Raw genomic sequence first — 25,035 nt, 5'->3', positions numbered from 1 at the left:
TCGGATCAGGGAGTGGGTTGGGCGGTTTCTGCACCGCGGATGACTTCCACGGTGGGTTTGCGCGCAGCCGGTTGACCGGCCACAGCAAGTGGCCTGGGCGGGGGCGTCAGGGACAATTGGCTGAACTCGAGCAAATCCCGGCGCGGTGTATCGAGCCGCGTCGCCACATCGTTTTCGCCGGCCCAGTATTTCGCCAGTTGCTGCTCATCGGCGCTGCGCACCGCGAGGCGCAGCACACCGGCGCCCGAGGCCAGCATCAAGCGGCTGAGCAACGGTTCCGGCACGGCGAGCACCACGCTGCGCGCAGCCATGCGTTGTTGTTCCTGTTTAAGGCGCTCTTCCTCGGTACGCGTGGGGCTGGCGGGTTGACCCTCGTTGGTCAGGCCCATCTGGTTGCCGACGACCAGCACGCGCACCGCAGGTACCACCAGTTGCGCCGAGGCCTGAGAATTGCTTTCGTCCTTGCGCAGAAACAGCAACACATCGACGTAATCGCCGGGCGCCAATTGCCCTCCGGCGTTAATCACTTCATCCACCGCCACGGCCAATGCGCGTTCACCAGGGCGGATCATGCGTGCCAGTTGACTGCCCGCTTCGAAGCTTTCTTCACTCAACCAACTGCCGGCGCTCAGGGGCCGCCACGGTGTGCGGCCGACGACTTGCTCGACAGCGCCAAGGCTGCCGGCGGGGGCGGTGCGCAGTTTTTCCACCGCGACATCGGCTGCGGTGATTTTCATGAACGGTGCGATATCGCGCAGTAGCACAACAACGGGTTGACGGGTCGGGTCTTCAACCGGTGTCGCAGGCGCAGCGTTCGGTGCTACGACAGCGACAGCAGCGGGCGCTGCGGCCGGTTCGACGGCCGGTTGACGGCTTAAGGTCAGCCCCCAGTATCCGGCGATGATGGCGCCTAGCAGAAGCAATCCGGCCAGACCCAAAGTGACGCGACTGTTCATGACGGCTCTCCCTTTCCTGCTGCGTTGTGTCTTTTGCAATGACCCGTGACTTCCATCGAGACAAATTCGCAATCAGGCAGCTATGAACAAGTAACTATTTCGCTATTTGACGGTAGCGCAGCGCGAACAAAACGCCATTAAACGCACTCAAATATCCGCGAAAATCAGAGGGCTAAAGCGCCAAACGTCGTTTTGTGCCGTTAAACGGCGCATTACTACTTAAGCGTTAATCCGTTGTTACAGTTGTTGGAGCAAGAAATGCCGACAATGCTGATGCTGGCACAGGGAAATCATGTTGCGAACGCGCAACACCTGGCGTGCTCTAGGAGAATCCTCATGTCGTATTCGCGCGTTGTTGCAAAAATCAAATCCGAGTTCGCGTTCTTCAAAAACCTGGCCAAAGACACCGAGGGTGCCTCGGCCATCGAGTATGCGCTGGTGGTTGGTCTGGTGGCGCTGGTGATTGCTGCGTTCGGTAACGGCATCGGCACGCAGGTCACCAGGATTTTGACCGCTATCCAAACCGCGCTGACACCCGCCGTCACCGGCAGTTAACTTGTCAATGCAGCCATTGGGTTCTAACGTCAGCACTCAGTCCATTGCAGGTGTTGCCCATGAACTCTTCACACACTCCACGCCAGCAGTTGCTCCTCGTCGACGATGAAGAGGACGCACTGCTGGAGCTTGCGGAGTTGCTGGAGGGCGAAGGCTTCACCTGTCATACCGCAACGTCGGTGAAACTCGCCCTTCACCATCTCACCCGCCATCCCGATATCGCCCTGGTGATCACTGATCTGCGCATGCCGGAAGAAAGCGGCATGTCGCTGATCAAGCGCCTGCGTGAACACACCTCGCGCCAGCACTTGCCGGTGATCGTCACGTCCGGGCATGCGGACATGGAGGATGTCAGCGACATGCTGCGCCTGCAGGTACTGGACCTGTTCCGCAAACCGATCTACCACGTGCGCCTGCTGGAAACCCTCGACAACCTGTTTCCCAAGTCGAAGGTCTCTATCGGTTGAATTGCGGCGGTTGAGGTATGTGACCCCGCGCAAGAGCGGGGTCGACAAAGGTCAGTGCGCGGTCACGCGTTGACGTCCCGAGTTGCTCGGTGACAACGCCAGCGCCAATTGGGTGCGGTTGTGCATATGCGTCAGGCGCAGCACCTGCGAGACATAGAGCTTTACCGTGTTCTCGGTAATCCCCAACTCACACGCGATCTGATAGTTGGTCTGGCCCTTGCCTACCAACCGCGCGACATCGAGCTGACGGGGTGACAGCTGATTGAAAATCGCCGGTATCTCCAGCCCTTCGACATTACCCGACGCTTCGTCACTCACAGGCGCAGGGCCGCGGCGGACTTTGTCGAGGTCCTGGTAAAGGTCGTCAATCGACTCGGACAGGTATTGCAGCTTCTGATTCAAATGGCCCAGTTGCAGGGTTTTCTGCCGCTCTTGCAGTGCCACTTCCTGGCGTTGCAGACCTTCAAGCAGTTCGTCCAGATCAATAGGTTTCTGGTAGTAGTCGGCAATCCCGGCGCGTAATGCCTTGATCACGTCCTGCTTATCGGCGCGCCCCGTGAGCATGATGGCTTCGAAAGCACGGTGCTTGCCCGACAACCGTTGCAGTTCCTGCACCAGTTCAATGCCGTCCATGTCCGGCATATGCAGGTCACTCAACACCAGGCCGATGGCAGGGTCTTCGATGAATTGTTCGATCGCCTGCTTGCTTGATTCGCAAGGCACGCAACGATAGCCGCTGCTCTCGAGGAATTCGCAGAGTTCTTCGACAACCAGCGGCTGATCGTCGACTACCAGAACCTTTATTGCAGACGTAAGCTTGTTCACTTGCCACTCCATGCCCAGGCCAAAGGCTGACCGTTCCTGTACTTACAGCGCAATGCTGTACAGCGTTAATTTGAAAGTAGACGCACTTTCTGACTATGTACATAGCAGTAGTGGCAACGAGCGACTAGTGGAACCAGAGTAAAGTCAGGACTGTTCCAGCCAGCACGAACGGTGCAAATGGCAGCTTTTTTGACATTCCTGGTGCCATATATCGAAGATGTTCTCTAAGCCTTTGACTCATATGCAGCCAGAGTTTTGGCACCAGCAGTATCCACAGGGCGCTGGTCAGCGCCGCGCCGATAAATGCGCCGAGCAGATGCGCACCGTCCGTCGCGAGGGCCAAGGCTGTCATTAATTTCACATCACCGGCGCCAAAACGTTTCAAGATATAACCGGGAACAGTGAGCACCAGCGCCAGCAATACCGCCCAGCCGCCTTGCGCCGCTTCGGCACCGAGCCAGGTGTGGCCGGTCAACAGCAAGTACGCCGCAGCGAGGCTGCCGACACCCAGCGTCAGGGCGTTGCCAATATGCCGTTGCCGGGCATCCTGCGCCGCGCATAGCGCCAGCCAGATCAGTAGGACAAAGCTGTGCATGCGGTAAAAAACGTCCGTTTTGGCCGAATGATTCTATGCTGATATTACGTAGTGAATGTCAGGGTAGACGCAGTCATGAAATCCGGCCTCCCCCGCAAGCAAAAAGGCGCAGTCGCCATCGAGTTCGCCTTGGTTTTCATCATTTTTTTTGCGGTGTTTTATGGCTTGGTCAGCTACAGCTTGCCGCTGTTGCTGATGCAGTCATTCAACGAATCGACGGCCGAGGCAGTACGGCGCAGCGTGGCGCTTGATCCGGCCACCGACAATTACCCCACCGTCGTCACCACCACCGCCAGAACCGAACTGGCCCGGCAACTGGCCTGGCTACCCGGCGCCCTGGACTTCAACGCCACCTCGGACAGCACCATCACTTATGTCGGTGGCGTGCTGACCGTAACCATCAACTATCCCACCAGCAAATTGAATCAGGCGCTGCCGTTTCTGGTGCTGCCGGGCATCGGTTCAGTGCCGCGCCTGCCAGCGACACTGCGCGCCTCTTCGAGCCTGCAATTTTGAGTACGGGTGACAAGCTGTTCGCCCGCCTGCTCAATCGACAACCCGGCCTGCCTCAGCCTCTGAACAGGTCCGTAGTGCCAAGCGTCGGCCTGCAGCTGTATGTGGATGACGACGGCCACGTCGAGCATTTGAGCGGACCACTGCGCCATTTGCTTGCGCAACAAAGGCCCAGTAGCCGTACCGCGCCGCTGCTCGAATATTTATTGCCGCACAGCAGCCTTGCGGTGGAAGGTCGACCGGCCGACTGGCAAGGACAACTGCTCGACCTGGATTTTTACAGCCTCGCAGGCCCGCCATTGCATTTGCGCGGCTGGGTGCAGGCGCAAGGTGACGGCTGGCTTCTGCAATTGCTGGACATCGGTGATCTGCTCGGCGAACGGCGGCAGGCGCGCAGCCGTGAGCAATGCCAGTGGCTGGCCACACAGATTCGCGACCAACTGCGCCTGGGCAGCCTCGCTCGCCTCCCGCAGGTGCTGAGCGAACAGTTGCAACGTTTGGGTCAGCATTTGCACATTCCCAGCCTGGCGGTGGCCCTGCTCGATGAGCAGGGCCAGGGCTGGCAGATTCATCAGCACTACGCGGCGCCGAATGCACCGCAGGTGTGGCGTGACCAACAGCGCCTGGGCACTGGCCTCGACAGCCTGAACGGCGCCCTGCCGCAACGTTTAATGGCAAGCGAGCAGCCGCGACTGAGTGCGCTGCTCGGCCCGAACGAAGGGTTTGCCGTGCCCTACCGCGACGCTCAAGGCGTAGCGGCATGGTTGTTGTGCGCGGGCTATAGCGCGGCGCAACAGGCACCCGACCTGAGCGATCATGACTGGCTCCTGTTGGCCGCCGCCGTGGCCGCGCCGCTGCTGGAGCGGCTGCGCGAGCATCGTCATCATCAACAGCTGGAACGATTGGAAATCCTCCAGGCACTGCTCGGTACCGGTTGGTGGGAAGTCAGCAGCGCCAGCGCCGAAGTGCAACTGGCGCCAGCACTGGCGGTGAACCTCGGTTTGCAGAGTGAGCGAATCTCCATCGAGGACTGGTTCAGCCACGTGCATCCCGCCGATCGCGATGAGCTGCGCAGCCATCTGCAAGCCTTGCAGGATGACGGCACGCCGCTGGAATTGTGCGTGCGCCTGCAAACCAGCGATCAATCGTTGCCGCTGTGGTATCGCCTGCAAGGCCGGTCGCTGGGCATCGGTGCCGAACGCCGACTGGTAGGGTTCATGCTCGACATCAGCGACATCAAAAATCAACAGCAGCAGGCCGCTGCCGCCCATGCGCGACTGGACAATCTGATCGCCAGTTCACCGGCGGTGATCTACGTGCAGCGCTACGTCGAAGGGGCGCTGCAACCGACATTTTTCAGTGCCAGCCTGCAACCCTTGCTGGGTTGGGATCTCGCCGATTGTGCCGATGGTCGACTGGTGGAACACGTCCACCCCGAAGACCGTCCGCGCTATTTCGAACGCACTCGCCAGTTGCTGCGCGAAGGCTCGGTGAGCGCCCGCTATCGGGTGCTCGACCGTCATGGTCAGGCGCACTGGTTGCTCGATGAAGCCAAACTGCTGCGCGACGATCTCGGCCTGCCCGTCGAAGCGGTGGGCCTGTGGCTGGACGTCACTGAAGCGACCCTCGCCGCCGAGCAGGTCAAGGCCAGCGAGGAGCGCTACCGGATTCTGGTCGAAGATTCGCCGGCGATGATTTGCCGCTACCGCCCGGACCTGACACTGACCTTCGGCAACCGGCCGTTGGCGACTTATCTGGAGTGCGCGCCGGAGCAATTGCCCGGTGTGAATCTGGGCAGCTGGATGTCTGACGAACAACGCGAAGCCTTTGTTCAGCGCCTGGCGCAACTGACCCCGGAACTGCCGGTGAGTACCGCCGAAATCAATCTGCGCCTGCCCGGTCGCGAGCATGCGTGGTGGGTCTGGTCGGATCGTGGCGTGTTCGATGAGCACGGGCGCTTGCTCGAAGTGCAAGCGGTGGGTCGCGACAACACCGAGGTGCGCCGCTCCCAGCAGCAACTGACGCAGAGTGCAAAATTGGCCACCCTCGGCGAAATGGCCACCGGCCTGGCGCACGAGATCAATCAGCCGCTGAACGTGATGCGCATGGCCATCGTCAATGTGCTCAAGCGCTTGAGCAGCGGCGATGTGCAGATCGACTATCTGACCGACAAGCTCAAACGCATTGACGCCCAGGTGCAACGGGCGGCGCGAGTGGTGGATCACATGCGTGTGTTCGGGCGCCGCTCGGAAATCGAACAACACCCCTTCAACCCCCTCGACGCCATTGAAGGCACGCTGGCGCTATTGTCCGAAGGCCTGCGCGGCAAAGGTGTCGAGTTGCGAATCAAAGACGCTGGTTTTCAGGTTCAGGTGCGCGGTTACGTCGATCAGCTTGAGCAAGTGCTGATCAACCTGATGGTCAATGCTCGCGACGCCCTGCTCGGCAAGCGTGAGGCCAATCGCGACTTCCAGCCGTGGATCGCCGTGCACGCCGAGTGCGACGAGCATGTGGTGCGGCTGTGCGTCGAGGACAACGGCGGCGGCATTGATCCGCGCCTGCTGGAGCGCATTTTCGAGCCGTTTTTCACCACCAAACCCGTGGGTGTTGGCACCGGTCTGGGCTTGTCGGTGAGTTACGGCATTATCGAAAACATGGGCGGACGCCTGAGCGTGCGCAATGGCGTTGAGGGTGCGCGGTTCTGTATCGAGCTACCGATTGCACCCAGCGATCAGATCACCAGATAGGCTCTGCCAGTCTGCCCGCAAGTCATGTTGGCGCCGACTTCGACGTCCATCAGGTTGATGCCCAAGCCTTTTAGCAGGTTGTTGAGCAGTGGGTCGAGCAATGGCGAGATCAACCCGGTCACCACTGGCAGCAGGCGGTTGGTGACATCGCTGATCAAAGACGCCACGCCCGTCACGATAGCGCCCAGCGGGTTGCTGCCCACCGGCCTGTAGACGATCAGGTTGATGCCCGCGAGGCTATTGGCCAGGCTTGCAACGATATCGTTAGTAGGTACCACCGCCCGAATACTTGGCGGCAGTTTCAGGTTGGCCGGGGTGGCGAACGGCGTGGCGCTGGAAAACAGCAGGTCCTGCGAGTTTTGCGCAACGCTGGTGTCGAGTTTGATCCCGATTCCACCGGCGCGGTATTGCACATGGGTGGCGGGATTGCACGAGCCGATACCCAGAATCTTGTGACATGTCACAGTGCCCAGATCGATCAGCGGCAGCGGCATGACCGTCGGCTCGGCGACCGACGAGAAAGCGTTGGTCGGGTCGATCTGGCCGACCTTGAGATCGGCGATAGAGGTAATGGTGTGGGCGGTCAGGCTTTTCGTACCCGTGCTGCCGGTCGGGCAACTGTAATCAGTGACGTAACTCTTCGCGCCGCCGGCATCGAGGGCAATATCGATTCGCGGGGATGGCAGCAATTTGGGATCAAGCTGTTCGCAACCAGCGCCCAGCAAACACAACACGGAGTTGAGCGTATCCACCAGATTCAGGCTCAACAGTGCATTCAAAGTCGGGGTCAATGTGCCCACTAACCCCAGCACCGCATTGGTCAACCCGGTTACCCCCGAAAGCACCGGCAGATTGACTGACAACATCGTACGAATCTGCGCCGTGCGCACAAAAATCCGGTCCGGCCCCAGCGGGTTGGCCTTGGCTCGGGCCGGGTCGCCAATCGCCGAAAACTGCGGTGGTTCGATCACCTTCACCCGCACCGTAACGTTCGCCAACCCCGGCACACTGATCGGCAACGTCGCCGCTACCGCGCTTTTGCTATTCGCCAGTTGCACCACGCCCTGAATCAGTTGCAGCAGTTGCAGGTTGGCATCCAGCCCCGCCGACGTGGTACCGGTCTGCAATTGCAGAATCTCGCCGAGCTTGACCGGCGCCGCGTTGATTGCTGCCACTTGCAGCGCGCCGAGTGCGGTAATCACTTCGGCGGTCGCGCCGTTGAGTTGCGCCACTGTCGCAGCGGCTTGAATCAGTTGTGTGACCGAGGCTTGAGTGTTGAGCAATTGACTGTAGTTACCGGCCGCGACATTCAGATTGATCGCCAGTTGATCGAGGTATTTGAGCAGGTTGATATCAGTTTTCAGCAGGCCATCCCAGCCCAGCGCGGTGAGGTTGACGTTGCCACCGAGCAGCCCTGAAAACAGCGGGTTGAGGATGTTCGACTGGGCGGTATCGATGCTCGCCAGATTGCTGCGAATGTTCAGTTGCGCGAGCGTCGGCTGCGGTTTTGCGGCGACGGCGGAAGCCTGCAACGTGGTGTTCTGGCTGACCGATGCTCCCGAAAACAATGCGCGTATGCCACGGGCGAAACTGGTGGTCACCGTGCGACTGGCCGCGACCTGGACCGCTGCCGTCTGAGCCGCATCAGCGGTGAACGTGCGCATCCCGTTGGCGCCGGTCAGCAAAGTGCCGCAACTGGTCGCCAGGGTATTGGTGGTATCGACGGTGTATCCATTGCGCACGGCGCTTTGCCCGGCATAAGTGGCTGCCGTCAGGCCGGACAGGCAATTGCCACCGCGACTGACCGCTTCCAGAGCGGCGTTATCCACCACGCGCTGCAGTTTGCGCTGCTCCATGTACAAGCGGCCGGTATCGACCACCAGCAACATCATCAACACCGCAACGCCGAGGGTCAGCGCCGCCGTCAGGCCGATCGCCCCACGCTGTCGGGCCGGGCTGTTGAATTGTGAACGAGGTGACATCGCGCACTCCTTTGCCGGCGCACCGCCGAGCGCAACCTCCATGGGTGGATTTGAGTGTAGACGGGGCGCGGCGAAGTTGCTGGCACCAAGCCATAAGCTAACGGCACCGTCACAAATCCCCTGTAGGAGCTGCCGAAGGCTGCGATCTTTTGATCTTGTTTTTAAAAGATCAACATCAAAAGATCGCAGCCTTCGGCAGCTCCTACAGGGAGTTTGTGTTGGGCAAAAAAATGGGAACCCCAAGGGTTCCCTTTTTATACAGAGTTAGCGCGGTGGATAGTTGGCGAGGATGCGCGCGACTGTCTCGCGTATGGCGTTGCTGCGGTCCTCTGGATTCGGCCTGCTGGCGAGCATCTGCTCATCGCTGCCGCGCCACACCAGTTTGCCGTCCTTGCCATCGAGCAAGTCGACCTGGATGGTTGCGACCTTATAGGTGATGTTGCGGGTTTCGTTGTACATCGGCGCGCCCCAGTAACCATTCCATGGGCCACCCCAACCGCCGCCGTAATTGGTCGTCACTTGCTGCTGGCGATCCTCGACGATCAAGTAGGTCTGCACACTCACGTCACCCTTGGCGCCTGCCGCTGCGGGACGCAAACCCCGTTGATCGAGCTGATCGGTCACCGCCTGACGAATCCTTTGTTCGGTCAGGTCGCTCTTGATCCGTGGGTCATCCGGGCGATATTGCAGGGCGGGATCTTTCCAGCTCCAGCTGCGATAGGCAGCGAAGTCGCGGCTGGCATCAAAGTCGTGGTTGACCTGGTTCGAGGCGCAGGCGCTGAGCAGCGCGGCCATGGCCAGTAAAGCGAGACGGCGGAACATGGGTTTTCTCCACTCGTAGGCAGGAAGCTAACTCGGAGGATACGCCGACATCGCCTTTTCCACAGCCTCGCGAATTGCATCGGTGCGGTCGCTCTGGCTGCCCCTGTTGGCGGTTTCGGCGCTGGCGCTCCACACCGGTTGACCGGTGACGGCGTCGAACAGATCGACTTGCACCACCACGACCTGTTCCTGATAAGTACGGACGATCGGTACGGTGTTGTACATGCCGTAACCGCGTCCGTAACGATCATAGCTGCCGTATCCGCCGTAGTAGCCGTAATCGTCCCGCTCTTGACGCAAGCGGGTTTCCAGACGCAGGTCGGCGGTAACGAAGAGATCCGCCGGGCGATTGTCGTGCAACGGCCGTAAACCACGCTGATCCAGCGCATTGCTCACCGCTTCGGCCACTTGCGCCGAATCCGCCCACGCAGTGCCCGGCGGCAATTGCCCGTTGAGCCAGGCCCAACTGCGATAGCGTCCATAATCACGCGGTGGTGCCGGGTAGGCACTGCGGTCAAACGTGTTGGCGGCTTGCGGCGGCGCCGGGGGCAAGGGCCGCGACTGCGCCACATACGGGTTGCTACCCTGGCAGGCAGCCAACCCCAGACAGATGAGCAATAATCCGGATTGAGCTTTCATGTCGCGCTCCGATCAGATCGGCCGGCAGATCCAGTGCAAGTAGCGCCCAAGCCCGGCGAAGCTTGGGTGACGACGGTGGGCGAGCTCCATCTCGAGTAAATCCGCGAGTTCGACGCGGGCCTGGAATTCCACCGGCATGTAGTCGTGAAAAACCCGCACTCCGCTCTGGCTTTCGACCTGCCACATGCCTTCGAGTTGCGTTGCAAGTTCTCGCGGGTCGAGGGGCTGCTGCGGGGTCAGGCTCTGCTTTTCGCCGGCCATGACGTTCTTGCGCATCTTCTTGAAATGACCCTTGAGCAGATTGCGGTAGATCAGCGCATCGCGGTTGTAGAACGCCAGCGACAACCAGCCACCGGGTTTGGTCAATTGGTGCAGCACCGGCAAAATCGCGTGGGGTTCGGCCAGCCATTCCAGCACGGCGTGGCAGATCACCAGGTCGTAGGGTTCAGTGAGCTGGCCGGGCAATTCCTGCCACGGCGCCTGAATGAATGTCGCAGCCTGCCCCGCATCGGCAAAGCGCTGGCGAGCGCCTTCGAGCATCGGCTCGGCCGGCTCGGTAAAGGTCACATCGTGCCCACGCTCTGCCAGCCACAGCGACATATGGCCCAGACCGCCACCGATGTCGAGCACCCGCAACGGGCGATCCGGCAGCGCTTCGGCAAGGTCAGCCTGCAACACCGCGAGGCGAATGGCACCTTTGGCACCGCCATAGATTTTTTCGGCGAAACGCGTCGCCAACTGATCGAAATGCCGGTCGCTCATCAGCTGAACCGCCGTTCGCTGTCGGCGAGTTTGCTGCGCACCACTTCATTCATGTCCAACCCCAACTCGCTGCACAGCAGCAACAGATACAACACGATGTCGCCCACTTCCTGCCCGGCGTGGGCGAGTTTGTCCGCTGGCAACTGGCGCGACTGGTCTTCCGTCAGCCACTGGAAGATCTCCACCAGTTCGGACATCTCGACGCTGGCGGCCATGGCAAGGTTTTTCGGGCTGTGAAATTGCCGCCAGTCATTGCGATCGCGAATGGCGTGCAGGCGTTCGGTCAGTTCAACAAGGTTCATCGGGTTCTCCTGGAGGCGTATAGCTTCGGGGGGATGTTGCTTGAAGGCAAGGCCCATGTAGGCGCTGCCGCAGGCTGCGATCTTTCGATTTCTGGTTTTTGAATTCAAAAGCAGGATCAAAAGATCGCAGCCTGCGGCAGCTCCTACAGGTTTACGCCATACTTCCGCCACGGAACTCGGCCATAGGTGCTGCGGCCCAAGGTTCAATGCCAATTTCTCAGGATGCACACATGCAGGTAGAAAGCTTTTTCGAATGGCTCGGCCAGGCACTCGGCGCGGTCATCCGCTTTATCGTTGATGGTCTCAGTGGTTTGTTCAACATACTGAGCAACGCCGGAGGCAACTTTGTCGACGGCCTGGCCAAGACGTTGGGGATGGACACTTCGATCATCAGCATCATCGCCCTGATTGTCGGGCTGATGCTGTTGTGGTCGGCGATCCGTGCGTTCATGAATGCGTCGATCATTGCCGGGATTATCTGGTTGTTGCTGGGGTTGTGGTTGTTGAGCTGGATTATTCACTGACCCCACGAAACCCTTGTAGGAGTGAGCCTGCTCGCGATAGCGGTGGGTCATTCAAATCAATTTTGACTGACCCACCGCTATCGCGAGCAGGCTCACTCCTACATTGGATCGCATTGCGAGCCAGATGAATCGCTACAATGCCCGCTCCCCCAAGGAGCCCGCATGTCCAACCTGATTGCCGACTGGCGCGACCGCCCGACTCACCGCAAGGTCTGGGTGCTCGCGGCGCCCATGATCCTTTCCAATATTTCCGTGCCACTGGTGGCGCTGGTCGACAGCACCGTCATCGGCCACTTGCCCCACGCCCATCAACTGGGCGCAGTGGCGGTCGGCGCCAGCCTGTATACCTTTCTCGCCTGGGCCATGGGTTTCCTGCGCATGGGCACCACCGGGTTCGCCGCACAAGCGGCCGGGCGCAGTGATGGCGCGGCGCTGCGGCAGATTCTGTTGCAAGGTTTGCTGCTGGCGATGGGTCTGGCGCTGGTACTCGGCACCCTGGGTGTTCCGCTGAGCGGCGTGGCGTTGCATTTCATGCAGCCGTCGGCAGAGCTTGATCAGCTCACTCGCGAGTTCTTCCATACCCGGTTGTTCGGCCTCCCTGCCGCGCTGGCCAGTTATGCGCTGGTGGGCTGGTTCCTCGGCACCCAGAACGCGCGGGCGCCGCTGGCGATTCTGCTGACGACGAACCTGATCAACATCGTCCTCAATCTTTGGTTCGTCATCGGCCTGGACTGGGGCGTGGTCGGCTCCGCTCGTGCCTCGGTCATCGCCGAATGGAGCGGCGCCCTGCTCGGCTTGCTGCTGACCCGCAAAGCGTTGCGCGCCTATCCCGGGCACATCGCCTGGGCCGCGTTGAAGGTGTGGCAGAGCTGGCGACCGCTGCTGGCGGTCAATCGCGATATCTTCATCCGCAGCCTGGCGCTGCAATCGGTGTTTTTTCTGATCACGGTGCAAGGCGCTCGACTCGGTGATGCGACGGTCGCCGCCAACGCGCTGCTGCTCAATGGTTTGTTACTGACTGCGCATGCTCTGGATGGTTTGGCCCACGCGGTCGAAGCCCTTTGCGGACACGCCATCGGTGCGCGTGATCGCCTCGCCTTGCGCCGTTCACTGGTGGTTGCCGGTGGCTGGTCACTGATCGCCAGTCTCGGCTTTGCCCTGCTGTTTGTCCTGGCCGGGCACTTGTTCATCGAGATGCAAACCGACATCCAGAACGTACGCGACACTGCATTCGTTTACCTGCCTTACCTCGCCGTGCTGCCGTTGGTTGCGGTGTGGAGCTACCTGCTCGACGGTCTGTTTATCGGCGCCACCCGGGCCCGGGAAATGCGCAACGGCATGCTCATGACGGTGGTGTTGCTCCTGCCGTTCGCCTGGGCGCTGCAAGGTCTGGGCAATCATGGCCTGTGGATAACGTTCCTGTTGTTCATGGTGCTGCGCAGCCTGACCCTCGGTGCGCAAGCCTGGTGGCTGAAGCGCAACGACGGCTGGTTCACCGGCGCCGCTCACTGAGCCGGCGTGTGCTTGATGAAGCCGACCACCTGATCGAGCACCGGCGCCAGTCCACGTAACGGTCGCGACAGCGTCGCCACCAGCGTTATGTGATTGGGTCGCGAATAGTAGAAATCCTGCACCGGCACCCCGGCCGCGCGCAGTTTGTACGCCAGGCCGCCGGTGTTGCGCGTCGGGTTGACCAGATCATCCTCGCTCGCCGCGATCAGCAACGCAGGCGGCGCACCGCGACTGACATGATTGATCGGCTGCGATTGCGGCGGTGAGTCCGGCCAGAAAAACACCGGCCGCACAGCGGGATTCTCGATCGGCAGAAAGTCGTATGGCCCGGCCAGACCGATCCAGCCGCGCAGGTCCTTGGGGGACATGCCCGCCGCAGCGAGCAGATCGCCGTCCAGTGCCAGCATCGCCGCGTTGTAGCCACCCGAGCTGTGCCCCATCAAGTACAAACGCTGTGGATTGCCGGAAAACTCGCGGATGTGCGCCTTGGTCCATGCCACCGCCCGCGCACCGTCCTGCAGAAACAGTGGATAACGCACCTGCGGATACAGCCGATAATCCGCCACAACCGCGACAATGCCCCGCGACGCCAACGCCTCGCCAACAAAGTTGTAGTCCTCGCGCGCACCGCTGTTCCAACTGCCGCCGTAGAAAAACACCACGACCGGGGCATCTGACAAGGCGTGACGCGGCACGTACACATCAAGTTTTTGCCGTGGATCGTCGCCATAAGCAATACCGGTAGTTTTGACGAACGTGCTGTCCGGCGTCAGCGCATTGAGCAGCTTGACCGGCGAACAGGCACTCAATGCCAACAGCAACAAAGCGCCGAACATTGCAGCGAATCTTTGACGAAAAAAACCTGCCATACGCGCCGAACCTCAGGTCAAATTTGATCGCTGCGCCACTGGCGCCGCACATGCTCAAGCCGCTCTTGCTGGGTCAAATCCTGCGGTGGCGGCACCAGCACTGCACGCGGATGCTGCAAGCGTAGCCACAACCAGCCTTCGAGCACGGTGCGGTCGCTGAAACCCAGCGCCAGGCCCTGCTGAACATGGGAGGCGATCGCCGCGTAATCAGTTCCCAACGATTGGCACCAGCGCCAGATGTGTTGCTCCAGCAGGCAGGTTTGCAAGCGTTCGCACTGTCGCCGGGTAAGGCTTTCTTCGATGCTCAACGGCTCCACGCTCAGACCCGGATTGCGCAACTGCTGCCAGCCCTGACTGCCGATGGCGCGGTCGGCCCAAGTGCCACCGAACCAGTGCAACAGGCGGATAGGCCCGAGCCAGCGACTCAGTTCTGCGGCGTCGCAGGCGTCGAAAAAATAGCTCGCGGTCTGGCGGTTGTAATAACTGAGCAAGGCCCGATGGCTCAACCCGAACGAAACCGTGAGCATGCGCTGCAAGTGGCTCAGCAGTTCCTGCGCCGACGCTTCGCTGCCCAGCAACAGCCCGCGCCAGGTATCCGGATCGCTGTGACACAACGACGCCAGCGCCGGACTGTCACGCATATCGACCAGCACAGGACCGTGGTCGCTGACCGGCTCAAACTCGGTGCCGTCGAACAGTTTGAAACTCGGCAAGCCGGCGAAACCCTTGCTCAGCGTCGTCAAGGCCCGCGCTGCATCCGCGCCGTCGAGCAACAGCCATTGCGCTACCGGCTCAAGCGCCACCCCGCTCATCTTGCGCTGCTCTGTTCAAGCGTGGTGACCAGCCGACAACTGCAAACCGCCTCTGTGCAATGGTTGAAACTGCCGCCTCCTGGGATCAGGCACAACAACAGCAATGGCTCGCCTGACGTCAGCATTTGCTGCAAGCCTTCACTCGCCAGGCTGTCCGGCAGCGGCGGCGTTGGCGCATCGCTGGTTTGCGCAGCAGCGACTGACGACTGTAAAACGCCGCTGATCATTGGCTGATCCGGGTCACCCTCAAAGAAGCTCACCACCACTTCGACACCATCGCCCAACGCCGCCATTGGTGCTTCGGCCAAGGCCGGCGCGAGCGGCAGCCAACAATGACTCGGCGCCGCGCCTTCGCCCTGGTAGAGCCAGTCGAACTGCACCGCCACCGGCCTGAAACGGTCGGGTTGCGGTTCGTCTACGGTCACCACCCAGGCCCGTTGCAGGCTGTGCATGCGCAAGCGCGACGGCGCCGATGAGGGTAACTGCGCGGCGGCAAACAAACGGTTGGCGTACGGCAGATCAAGGGACAGGTCAGCGCTGTGTTCGATTCGGGTCAACAACCATTGCCGATTGCATTCGGGGAAAGGATGCCCGACCAGGCGCAGCCAATGCCCGCTGCGCAGCGCCGCAAGATCACTGCGTCCTTCGGCATTCGTTGCCTGCCGCAAACCTTGCGAGCCGGCCTGCATGGCTTCATGCAACTGCCAATGGTGAACGGCAGGACAGGTACTTTTTTCGTCTTGTTCACCTTGATACAGCGCGGCGCTAGCCAGCGGAAAATGCGCCGGGTCATCGCTGAACACCAGGCAATGCCGGTCGTGGGTATGCTCGAAGAAATAGTGAATACGCGCCTGTGTGCACAAGCGCTGCAGCAGTTGCAGATCCGATTCGCGGTATTGCGTGCAAAACGTGCGGGCCGGGTAGTCGTCACGCAATTCGAAGCGTCGCTGGGCACCGACGATCCCGTGTTCCCTGAGCACCTGCTCGATGATCTGTGGCACCGAACGGCCACTGAAGATCCGCTGGCTGATGCGCAGGTCAAGGCAAGCGAGTTTCGGTCCCAGATGGATCCGGCTCAACCGCGAACCGTGTCCGTGCTCATGCTGGACAAGGCTCTGCAACTGCCCGTGCACACCCTCCCCCGACGGCCCGAAACAGAGGAACGCCGAACGATAAAGCAGGCCGGCGAGATCCAGTTGCGGATCGTCGATCAACACATCGATTTCGAACGCAAAAGGTTCGTTGAGGGCTTCGCTACCGGTAAAGGCCAGGACTTCGAAAGGGTCGGACAGGCCCGCTACATCGAGACGAAATGACGACTCGTTGACTGGATCGAACATAGGCGGATCTCTACAGGAGGGGCGGTCGGGGATTCTCGCCGAGAGCCATGGCCGAGTAGAGAGCTGAAGTACAACTTAGGAAATGACCTACGCGAAAAGCAGACCGGATCACTTTGCTGACCGGGATAGCCAAACATATCGCGAAGATTTTGGGATATATCCCACCGGGTCATCCGAATTTTCCACAGCAATAGGGAAAATTTCAGACAACCCGGCGAGACAGCAACCTGGTCTCAGGAAGACAGGTAGGAGGAGCGGGTCAGGCCCAGACGCAAGGCATCGAGAAATTGCGTGCGCTCGCTGGCACTGATGCGGGCACTGGCGCACTTGTCGCGGTAGTGGGTCATCAGTTCTTCCGGCGACAAGTGCACATAACGCAGCATGTCTTCGATGGTGTCGTGAGTTTCGATACCCGCGTGGTACACGCTGCCATCGGCGTTCTGGTAGATGTTCACCGAGTCGGTGTCACCGAACAGGTTGTGCATGTCGCCGAGGATTTCCTGATAGGCGCCGACCAGGAACACGCCCAACAGATAGTCCTCGCCTTCGTTCAAGCCGTGTACTGGCAGGCTGGTCTCGATGCTCTGCTCGTCGACGTACTGGTTGATCTTGCCGTCGGAGTCGCAGGTCAGATCCTGCAGCACCGCGCGGCGCAGCGGCTCTTCGTCGAGACGGTGCAGCGGGATGATCGGCAGGACCTGATCGATCGCCCAGGTGTCCGGCAGGCTCTGGAATACCGAGAAGTTGCAGATGTACTTGTCGGCCAGTTTGTCGTTGAGCTCGTCGAGCACCTGACGGTGCGAACGCTGACGGGCTTTGAGCGAGTTGTGCAGGCGACGGCACACGGCGAAGTAGCACTGCTCGGCCAAGGCTTTTTCAGCCAGGGTCAGCTTGCCATCGGCGTATTGCGCGGCAACGTCGCTCATGTAGTGGGTGGCGCGCCAGTAGGTTTCGGTGACCATTTCGATATCGGTCGGGCCGAGCAGGTCAACCAGCCACTGCACGGTTTCCGGCAGCGATTCCTTGTTTTCGATCTGCGGGATCTCGTCGTTGTGCTTCTCGACGTCGGTCACCTGCACCACCAGCATGGCGTGGTGCGCGGTCAGCGAGCGGCCGCTTTCGGAGAAGATGTGCGGATGCGGCAGGCTCTGCGCGTCGCAGAATTCCTTGAGCATGCCGACCACGACACCGGCGTAATCGTCCATGTCGTAGTTGATCGAACTGGCGTTGCGCGAGTGTGTGCCGTCGTAGTCGACACCCAGACCGCCACCGACGTCGATGTGATCGACCGGCAGACCGAGATTGCGCAGCTCGCCGTAGTAACGGATCGCTTCCTTGAAGCCGTGCTGATAGTCGGCCAGGTTGGCAATCTGCGAGCCCATGTGGAAGTGCAGCAGGCGGATGCCCTGATCCAGACCGGCCGCGCGGAAGCGCTCGACCACCGACAGCAATTGCGCCGCCGACAGACCGAATTTGGATTTCTCGCCACCCGTGTCCGCCCACTTCGACGAAGCCAGCGACGACAGACGCACGCGCAAGCCGACCTGTGGCTTGACCTTGAGGGACGCCGCTTCTTCGATCACCAGCGCAACTTCGGACTCTTTCTCGATCACGATGAACACGTTGTGGCCGAGCTTCTGGCCCATCAGCGCCAGGCGGATGAACTCGCGGTCCTTGTAACCGTTGCAGACGATGGTGCCGCCCTTCGGCGCCAGCGCCAGCACGGCCAGCAGCTCCGGCTTGGAGCCGGCTTCCAGACCAATGGAGACGTCCTTGGTGGCGATGATGTTCTCGATCACCGCTTCTTGCTGGTTAACCTTGATCGGGTACAACGCGGTGTACTTGCTTTGGTATTCCAGGCGCTCGATGTTCGCATCGAAGGCGCCGGTCAGCTGGCGTACACGGTCTTGCAGAATGTCGGGAAAACGAACCAGCAACGGCAAGGACAAACCGCTTTTGCGCAGTTGGTCGACTTGCTCGAACAGGTCGATAGGCGAGCTGCTCGGGCCGTTCGGACGAACTTCGACGCGACCGGCGTCATTGATCGCGAAATACCCGGCCCCCCAATGGCGGATCCCGTAAACACTGCGGCTGTCCGCAACTGTCCATTGGCTGCCATCGTCTTTGCGTGTGCGTCGTACGGACATCGAAGTCCCCTATAAAGAAGTCATAGTGCGTCGCCTGATCTCAGGCCGGCGCAGTCTAAAGTATGAAAATGACGATTCGTCAGCGCGGCGGTAGACCGCGCGGACCGCGTGGAGTTTAGAAACCGGTCATGAACAGGCTCTGTGAAAACCATGGAGACGATGCCGGAGCTGAACCTGTCAGAACCGGATCAAGCCGCTGGTGGCTTTCACAGAGGCTGCTAGCCGCCGGATTTCTTCGCTTTGAAACCGTGCTTGATCAGTTCCGCCAAGAGTAGCTCGACATGATCGCCCTGGATTTCGATGATCCCGTCCTTCAACGCCCCGCCGGTGCCGCAACGTTTCTTCAACGTTGTCGCCAGCTCCTTGAGCGCGTCTTCGGCCAGCGGCACGCCGGTGATGGTGGTCACCGTCTTGCCGCCACGGCCCTTGCTCTCGCGACGCACGCGGGCAATGCCGTCACCGGCAGGGATCACGGTTTGTTTGCAGATACAGGCGTCCACCGGCTGACTGCATTCCGGGCAATGACGACCTGCGTCGGTGGAAAATACCAGACCGCCAAGGGCGGCGAAGGATGCGGCTTTTTTGGCCACCGGCAATCCTCTTGGGAGGACAAAGACTGATCGCAACCTTGGGCAAGGTCATCGACCGCGAAGCCCCACTCAGGCAGGGGCAGCGCTACTGCACCGGAATGTGGACTGAACTGTAGGAGCTGCCGCAGGCTGCGATCTTTTGATCCTGATCTTTACAAAGCAAGATCAAAAGATCGCAGCCTTCGGCAGCTCCTACAATAAGTCAGCAGGCCAACATCAAGCGATTCGGTGCAGCTTGAAAAGGTCGCGCAGTGTAACGGCAAAAAACCCAATTGCTAAGTGCCAATCGGCGCCAATTTATGTGTTCTTTGCGACGTCGCTTTGCTGCGCCTTCAGATAGCGCTTCAAAGCGGCCAGAGAGTCCGGGCAATAAGGCTTTTGCCGGATTTCCTGCATGACCTGTTCGACCGGAATGAAGCGCGCTTCCAGGACTTCTTCCGGCTGCAATTTCAGCGGACCGTCCCACACGGCGGAAAACGCCGAACACCAGAGACGATTGCCGGTGTCCTCGAAGTAAAAATGATCGTGGGCGGTGAGTTCCACACCGCTGACCCCCAACTCTTCCGCCAGCTCACGGGCAGCCGACTCGGCATAGGTTTCGTTGGCCTGCACCATACCGCCTGCCGCCACGTCCCAGTAACCGGGGTAGATCGCCTTGCTCAAGGTTCGCCGGTGCACACAAAGCTCACCGGCGGAATTGAACAACATGATGTAAGTGCCGCGACCGATCAGCCCGCGTTCACGCAGATCGGCACGCACCAAGGCGCCGAGCAGGTTGTCCTGCTCGTCGACCCAGGCGATTTGTTCGGCATCCGAGGCGGCGCGATGGGCCGCCTCTTTGGCGTTTTGACTCATGTATCAGCCCTGATTGAGCAGTTGACGCAAGTCGATGACTGCCGCGTTGGCCCGGGAAATATAGTTGGCCATGACCAGCGAGTGGTTGGCCAATACGCCGAAGCCGCTGCCGTTGAGAATCATCGGGCTCCAAACCGGCTCTTGCGAGGCTTCCAGCTCACGGATGATCTGACGCACGCTGACCGTGGCGTTCTTCTTCGCCAGTACATCGGCGAAGTCGACTTCGATGGCTCGCAGCAAGTGCGACAGTGCCCAGGCCTGACCGCGCGCTTCGTAGAAGACATTGTCGATCTGCATCCACGGGGTCTCGACGACTTCTTCGTCAAGCTGCGGCACTTCGCCGACGGCCGGGACTTCGGTTTTCAGCGCGGTGTTGAGTTTGACCCGACCAACACTGGCCGACAGCCGTTGCGACAGCGATCCCAGACGGGTGCCGACATCGCCGAGCCAGTTGTTGAGGTTGTCAGCGCGCGCGTAAAACAGCGCGTTTTTCTGCGAAGGGTCAGACAGGCGCGCCTGATAGCGGCTCAGGGAGTTGATGCCTTCCTGATACTCGGACTCACTGGACGGCAGGATCCAGCTCTTGTTGTCGAAGTTGAAACGCGGTTCGGCCTTGGCCAGATCGGAGTCTTCGGCCGATTGCGATTGCGAACGGGCGAAGTCTTTGCGCAAGGCGCGGGTCAGGTCACGGACCTGTACCAGTACGCCGTATTCCCAGCTCGGCGTGTTGTCCATCCACAGGCCTGGGGGAAAACGGTCGTTGGAAATGTAACCGCCCGGTTTATCGAGCAAGGTGCCGGCCACGGTCTTCAGAGTCTCGACCGTGGTGTAGCCGATCACCATCTGCTTGCCTTCTTTCTCGGCGGCCAGTTGCGCGTTTTGCGCCACCGGAAATAACGCCGGCTCCTGGCTCCAGTACCAGCCCAGGCCAATGGTCACTAACAAATAAATACCGAGCAGAGTGGCCAACGCACGGCTGAACAACAGCCCGCCGACATAGCTGCGGGCGGCCGACTTGGGCTCGGCGGCACGTTCAGGCGCGCTGCCCGCGCGGTTTTTCCAGTCCAGCATGGCGATATCCTTTCAATCACTTGGGGTCAACGGTTCGACCACAACCATACAACAACGTGCCAAGGCCGGGCACCTGCGCGTGAAGATATGCCGCAAATGGTGCAGGCGCTCGACGCATCTTTCAGATCTAAGGGAATCCCTGATGCCATTCATCTGCTATTTCGACGCAGAGCCATTAAAACCTCGTTTGCCCCATTGGTGTGAGACGCACAGAGTCACCTGAAATATTAGCCGCTATATATTAAGGCGCCCTGCCTACAGGGACTTGGCCGACATCCAGAGCGAAAACAAAACCACTCGGTCAGAAACTGAATAGTGACGCATTACAGATTATTGACGTACGACACTCGTCTAAGGGAAAAGAGGTGCTAGCATAGAGCCACCAGTCGATCTCAGCATGCACCCTAACTAGTAGTCAGGATATGACCGAGCCAGAAGACCCCAGCCGTGAGCGTCTCAAGCACCACTTTGCCCAGCGGGTAATTCATCAGGCACGTCAGATTCTTGAGATATGGCAGCGCCTGCAACGTAGTGAATGGTCCACCGTCGACCTCGCCGAACTGAGTGAGGCCAACCTGCGCCTGCTGCGCTTTGCCGAGCGCTTCGAACAGCCTGAACACACCCAGCTCGCGCGCCACATCAGTCAGTCGCTGGAAGCAGTGGACGCCAATCGTGGACGCCTGAGCAGTGGCTTGATCACCGACCTCAATCGTTTGATGCAGCGCTTGTCGCGTACCGGCCTGCGCCAAGGCGATCAGCTCGACCAGACCTTCCTGCCGCCGCTGCGCAAGCCCATCTACGTGATGCTGCAGGATCACGACCGTGCCGAGCGGCTGGCCAAGCAACTGGAATTCTTTGGCCTCAGCGCCCAGTCGCTGGACAGCGTCGCGGCGTTTCGCTCATCGATGGTCGAGCGCTTGCCGGCCGCGATCGTCATGGACGTGGATTTCAGTGGTGCCGGCGTTGGCTTGAAACTCGCTGCCGAAGCCCAGGTCGGGCTGGAGGAACCGTTGCCGTTGCTGTTTTTCAGCCTGCACGAAACCGACACCCCGACGCGCCTCGCGGCCGTGCGCGCCGGCGGCCAGGAATTCCTCACCGGCACCCTCGAAGCGTCGAGCCTGCTGGAAAAGATCGAAGTCCTGACCTGCGTCGCCCAGTACGAACCTTATAAAGTGCTGATCATCGATGACTCCCGCGCCCAGGCCATGCACACCGAACGCCTGCTCAACAGCGCCGGTATCGTCACCCGCACCTTGATCGAACCGATTCAGGCAATGGCTGAACTGGCAGATTTCCAGCCTGACCTGATCATCCTCGACATGTACATGCCAGCCTGCACCGGCACCGAACTGGCCAAGGTGATCCGCCACAACGACCGTTATGTGAGCGTGCCGATCATTTACCTGTCGGCCGAGGACGATCTGGACAAGCAGCTTGACGCCATGAGCGAGGGCGGCGACGACTTCCTGACCAAACCGATCAAGCCGCGTCACCTGATCACCACCGTACGCAACCGAGCTGCCCGTGCGCGCAACTTGAAAGCACGGATGGTGCGCGACAGCCTCACCGGTTTGTACAACCACACGCACATCCTGCAATTGCTCGAAGACTGCTCGTTCCGCGCCCGTCGCGAGAACAAGCCGCTGAGCTTTGCCATGCTCGACATCGACCACTTCAAACGGGTCAACGACAGCCACGGCCACCCGATGGGCGACCGTGTCATCAAGAGCCTTGCACTGTTCCTCAAGCAACGTTTGCGCAAAACCGATTTCATCGGCCGTTACGGCGGCGAAGAGTTCGCCATCGTCATGCCCGACACTGACATGGAAGCCGCGCATAAAGTGCTCGACGAGATCCGCCAGCGCTTCGCCGAAATCCACTACCCGGCGCAACCTCATGACTTGTGGTGCACCTTCAGCGCCGGCGTGGTGGAAATGCGCGATGATTCCGACAGCCTGATGATGGCCAGCCAGGCCGACGAGGCGCTGTACCGTGCCAAGGGTGCCGGGCGTAACCGGGTGCAGACGGCGCGGGAATCAAAGCAAAGTGCCACTATTTCATCGGAATCCACCGATTCGGTCATAACCCTGTAATAGAACCGCAATAAATTCAGGCACTTACCATTTCTGTCGTTGGTAGCTGTCATGCGCCTGAAGTTGCTCACAAATCTTAATACGCTGCTGCTGGTCGCCGTGTGCCTCGCACTCGGCGCCACGCTGTGGTGGTCGCAAAAAGCGCTGGAACGCCCGTATCTGTTGATGGAGCGTTATCTGGGGCTGTCGCAGCAATTTCAAAACGAGGTGGCGCGCAACGTCGAGGACTACCTCGCCAGTGGCGATGCCTTGCGTTTGAGCAGTGCCAGCCAGGCCATCGACAACGTACAGAAAGAACTTGGTGAACTGCCGCCGGCGCTGGCCGATACGTTGCGTCCGAGCCTGTCGGGCCTCGATGAATTCAGCAAAACCGATTTGCTCGCCGCCGGCAAACTGGCCGGTGATCCGCAGGCATTGCTGTTACAGGCCGAGCGCGAATTGAGTGCCAGCCTCGACCAGCTCAGCGCCTATGCCAGCGGCAACGCGGCCTACCTGACGCCGCTGCTTGCTGCCTCTCAGCACTTGGGCAAACTCTCACTGGCGCGAGACAAACTGGTCAGCAGCGGGCGCAGTGAACTGGCGGTCGACGTTGAACGCGAAGTCAGCAATATCCGCGCTCAAGCACAGTTGATCGATGCCCTGCCCCTGCTGGGTGTAGTGGCCAGCAACGAATCGAGCAGCGACGATTTCGCGGCGATGATGGGTATCGAAAGCAGCGAAAAAACCGTTGCCGAGGATGCCGGTGTCGGCCTCAAACGTGAACTCAACAGCCTGCTCGGTCGCTACCCGGCAGAGCTTGCACGCACCCGCGAGCAAATCCAGAAACGCAGCGAACTCAGCACCGCCACCCACGCGAAAATCGCTGCCGTACAACACGCCATCGCCGGACTGGAACCGGTGGTGCGTGCCCAGCACGGGCAAATTCAGGGCGAAGTGCGGCTGATGCAAGGCGTGATGATCGGCCTGATTCTGCTGATTGCGCTGCTGATCGACACCTTGCAGCGGCGTCTGGCGCGAACCCTGACCAACCTCGCGCCGGCATTGTCCGTATGGGCCGACGGCGATTTCAGTCGCGACATTCAACTGGGCAAGACCAACCGCGAGCTGCACGACATCGAGGCCTCGCTGAATCGCTTGCGCGCGTATCTGGTGGATCTGGTCGGGACCATTCGCGGCAATGCTGAACAAGTCGCGGGCAGCAGTCGCACCCTCGCCGAGTTGAGCAACGACTTGCACAGCGGCGCCGAACATCAGGCCGGAGACACGGCGCTGATTCGCGATTCGCTCGGCGAACTGGAGGCGACTATCCAGCAAGTTGCCGGGGACGCGCGTCAGGCCGCCGATGCCAGCCGTCATGCCGGTTTGGCTGTCGAGCACGGTCAGACCGTCATCGGCCAGAGCCTCACAGGCCTGCACGCCTTGGTCGGCGAAGTGCAGGGCAATGCGCAGATGATCGAACATCTGGCTGAAGAGTCGGCGACCATTGGCGGCGTGCTGACGGTGATCCGCTCGATTGCCGACCAGACCAATCTACTAGCACTGAACGCGGCGATTGAAGCGGCGCGCGCCGGGGAAATGGGCCGCGGTTTTGCTGTGGTGGCCGAAGAGGTGCGCTCTCTGGCGCAGCGTACGGCCGGGGCGACTGCGGAAATTCAAACCCTGATTGCCGGCCTGCAAACCGCTGCCCGGCAATCGGTTGAAGGCATGCGTGCGCAAGTCGAGCACGCCGAAGCGACGGCGAATCAGGCACAAGCGGCGGACGGTGCGCTGGACAAGATTGTCGGTGCGATCCAGACCATTTCCGACACAGCAATCCGCATCGCCGATATCACCGCGCAGCAAAGTGGCGCGGTCAGCGAGATTCGCGATCACAGCGAGCGGATTCATCAGTTGGGTGGGGATAACTTGCTGCGTATCGGCCGAGGCCGCGAGCAAGGCGAAAACCTGTTGGTACTGGGCGGGCAGTTGCATACGGCCGTACAAGCCTTCCGCGTCTAAAGAAATTCCCTGTAGGAGCTGCCGCAGGCTGCGATCCTTTGATCTTGCTTCTGAAAATC

Annotated in this window: 23 protein-coding genes; 8 read left to right on the top strand and 15 right to left on the bottom strand. The window is 60.4% G+C overall.

Annotated features, from left to right (window positions below; translation table 11 throughout):
• Positions 1-5: 5 nt before the first annotated feature.
• Positions 6-956 carry a Flp pilus assembly protein CpaB gene (gene cpaB / locus ACA061_RS03155; RefSeq protein WP_497300564.1) on the bottom strand — a complete coding sequence of 317 codons (951 nt, stop codon included), beginning with the start codon at positions 954-956 and terminating at the stop codon, positions 6-8.
• A 336-nt stretch (positions 957-1,292) separates the two neighbouring features.
• Here cpaB and ACA061_RS03150 point away from each other — a divergent pair, with 336 nt between their 5' ends.
• Positions 1,293-1,511, top strand: a complete 219-nt coding sequence (locus tag ACA061_RS03150; RefSeq protein ID WP_150596158.1) for a Flp family type IVb pilin — start codon at positions 1,293-1,295, stop codon at positions 1,509-1,511.
• Between the two features lie 59 nt (positions 1,512-1,570).
• Complete coding sequence (locus tag ACA061_RS03145; protein WP_150594122.1) at positions 1,571-1,978, top strand: response regulator; 408 nt, start codon at positions 1,571-1,573, stop codon at positions 1,976-1,978.
• A 51-nt stretch (positions 1,979-2,029) separates the two neighbouring features.
• Here ACA061_RS03145 and ACA061_RS03140 read toward each other — a convergent pair whose 3' ends face one another.
• Together ACA061_RS03140 and ACA061_RS03135 are read right to left on the bottom strand one after the other, a co-directional pair.
• Complete coding sequence (locus tag ACA061_RS03140) at positions 2,030-2,803, bottom strand: response regulator transcription factor (RefSeq protein WP_150617934.1); 774 nt, start codon at positions 2,801-2,803, stop codon at positions 2,030-2,032.
• Positions 2,804-2,927: 124 nt separating this feature from the next.
• On the bottom strand, positions 2,928-3,398 hold the full coding sequence (locus ACA061_RS03135) for a prepilin peptidase (RefSeq protein ID WP_210701112.1): 471 nt from the start codon (positions 3,396-3,398) through the stop codon (positions 2,928-2,930).
• A 75-nt stretch (positions 3,399-3,473) separates the two neighbouring features.
• Here ACA061_RS03135 and ACA061_RS03130 point away from each other — a divergent pair, with 75 nt between their 5' ends.
• Positions 3,474-3,914, top strand: coding sequence for a TadE/TadG family type IV pilus assembly protein (locus ACA061_RS03130; RefSeq protein WP_497300563.1), 441 nt, complete (start codon positions 3,474-3,476; stop codon positions 3,912-3,914).
• On the top strand, positions 3,911-6,658 hold the full coding sequence (locus tag ACA061_RS03125) for a PAS domain-containing sensor histidine kinase (protein WP_497300562.1): 2,748 nt from the start codon (positions 3,911-3,913) through the stop codon (positions 6,656-6,658). Before ACA061_RS03130 ends, ACA061_RS03125 begins: the two co-directional genes overlap by 4 nt.
• Here ACA061_RS03125 and ACA061_RS03120 read toward each other — a convergent pair.
• From ACA061_RS03120 to ACA061_RS03100, 5 genes are all read right to left on the bottom strand, one after another.
• Entirely contained in the window at positions 6,643-8,640 is a 1,998-nt protein-coding gene (locus tag ACA061_RS03120; protein ID WP_497300561.1) for a pilus assembly protein TadG-related protein, read from the bottom strand. The two genes, ACA061_RS03125 and ACA061_RS03120, sit on opposite strands and share 16 nt — an antisense overlap.
• 264 nt (positions 8,641-8,904) lie before the next feature.
• Positions 8,905-9,462, bottom strand: coding sequence for a DUF4136 domain-containing protein (locus ACA061_RS03115; protein WP_150602546.1), 558 nt, complete (start codon positions 9,460-9,462; stop codon positions 8,905-8,907).
• 27 nt (positions 9,463-9,489) lie between these two features.
• Positions 9,490-10,101, bottom strand: coding sequence for a DUF4136 domain-containing protein (locus ACA061_RS03110; RefSeq protein ID WP_497300560.1), 612 nt, complete (start codon positions 10,099-10,101; stop codon positions 9,490-9,492).
• A 12-nt stretch (positions 10,102-10,113) separates the two neighbouring features.
• Positions 10,114-10,863, bottom strand: coding sequence for a methyltransferase (locus tag ACA061_RS03105; protein ID WP_497300559.1), 750 nt, complete (start codon positions 10,861-10,863; stop codon positions 10,114-10,116).
• Positions 10,863-11,165, bottom strand: a complete 303-nt coding sequence (locus ACA061_RS03100; protein WP_007951009.1) for a MazG-like family protein — start codon at positions 11,163-11,165, stop codon at positions 10,863-10,865. Before ACA061_RS03100 ends, ACA061_RS03105 begins: the two co-directional genes overlap by 1 nt.
• Before the next feature lie 230 nt (positions 11,166-11,395).
• On the opposite strand from ACA061_RS03100, the gene ACA061_RS03095 reads away from it, so the two are divergent.
• The gene (locus ACA061_RS03095; protein WP_150602550.1) at positions 11,396-11,689 is read left to right on the top strand and encodes a hypothetical protein; all 294 of its coding nucleotides are present in this window, start codon (positions 11,396-11,398) and stop codon (positions 11,687-11,689) included.
• 162 nt (positions 11,690-11,851) lie between these two features.
• Entirely contained in the window at positions 11,852-13,201 is a 1,350-nt protein-coding gene (locus ACA061_RS03090; protein ID WP_497300557.1) for an MATE family efflux transporter, read from the top strand.
• On the opposite strand, the gene ACA061_RS03085 is transcribed toward ACA061_RS03090, so the two are convergent.
• The 7 genes from ACA061_RS03085 to ACA061_RS03055 form a co-directional block, all read right to left on the bottom strand.
• Positions 13,195-14,070 carry an alpha/beta hydrolase gene (locus tag ACA061_RS03085; RefSeq protein WP_497300556.1) on the bottom strand — a complete coding sequence of 292 codons (876 nt, stop codon included), beginning with the start codon at positions 14,068-14,070 and terminating at the stop codon, positions 13,195-13,197. The genes ACA061_RS03090 and ACA061_RS03085 overlap by 7 nt on opposite strands.
• A 17-nt stretch (positions 14,071-14,087) precedes the next feature.
• Entirely contained in the window at positions 14,088-14,882 is a 795-nt protein-coding gene (locus ACA061_RS03080; RefSeq protein ID WP_210554203.1) for a DUF4123 domain-containing protein, read from the bottom strand.
• Positions 14,879-16,222: a type VI secretion system Vgr family protein gene (locus ACA061_RS03075; protein WP_497300555.1), complete on the bottom strand. Its 1,344-nt coding sequence runs from the start codon at positions 16,220-16,222 to the stop codon at positions 14,879-14,881. The genes ACA061_RS03080 and ACA061_RS03075 overlap by 4 nt, the downstream gene beginning before the upstream one ends.
• Before the next feature lie 233 nt (positions 16,223-16,455).
• Entirely contained in the window at positions 16,456-18,369 is a 1,914-nt protein-coding gene (gene speA, locus ACA061_RS03070) for an arginine decarboxylase (RefSeq protein ID WP_150602555.1), read from the bottom strand.
• Between the two features lie 218 nt (positions 18,370-18,587).
• Positions 18,588-18,959 (bottom strand): translation initiation factor Sui1, encoded by a 372-nt coding sequence (locus ACA061_RS03065; protein ID WP_016984929.1) that lies wholly within the window; start codon positions 18,957-18,959, stop codon positions 18,588-18,590.
• A 297-nt stretch (positions 18,960-19,256) separates the two neighbouring features.
• Positions 19,257-19,814 (bottom strand): NUDIX hydrolase, encoded by a 558-nt coding sequence (locus ACA061_RS03060; RefSeq protein ID WP_150617946.1) that lies wholly within the window; start codon positions 19,812-19,814, stop codon positions 19,257-19,259.
• A gap of 3 nt (positions 19,815-19,817) precedes the next feature.
• Positions 19,818-20,885, bottom strand: a complete 1,068-nt coding sequence (locus ACA061_RS03055; protein ID WP_150617947.1) for a DUF2333 family protein — start codon at positions 20,883-20,885, stop codon at positions 19,818-19,820.
• 422 nt (positions 20,886-21,307) lie between these two features.
• On the opposite strand from ACA061_RS03055, the gene gcbA reads away from it, so the two are divergent.
• Together gcbA and ACA061_RS03045 are read left to right on the top strand one after the other, a co-directional pair.
• On the top strand, positions 21,308-22,978 hold the full coding sequence (gene gcbA, locus ACA061_RS03050) for a diguanylate cyclase GcbA (protein ID WP_210554205.1): 1,671 nt from the start codon (positions 21,308-21,310) through the stop codon (positions 22,976-22,978).
• 51 nt (positions 22,979-23,029) lie between these two features.
• A complete protein-coding gene (locus ACA061_RS03045; protein WP_497300552.1) occupies positions 23,030-24,976 on the top strand; it encodes a methyl-accepting chemotaxis protein in 1,947 nt (648 codons plus the stop codon).
• Positions 24,977-25,035 lie beyond the last annotated feature (59 nt).

The sequence above is a fragment of the Pseudomonas sp. LBUM1668 genome (assembly GCF_059695715.1).
The sequence above is the reverse complement of the archived record's forward strand: the minus strand, read 5'-3'. Positions and strand labels throughout refer to the sequence as shown.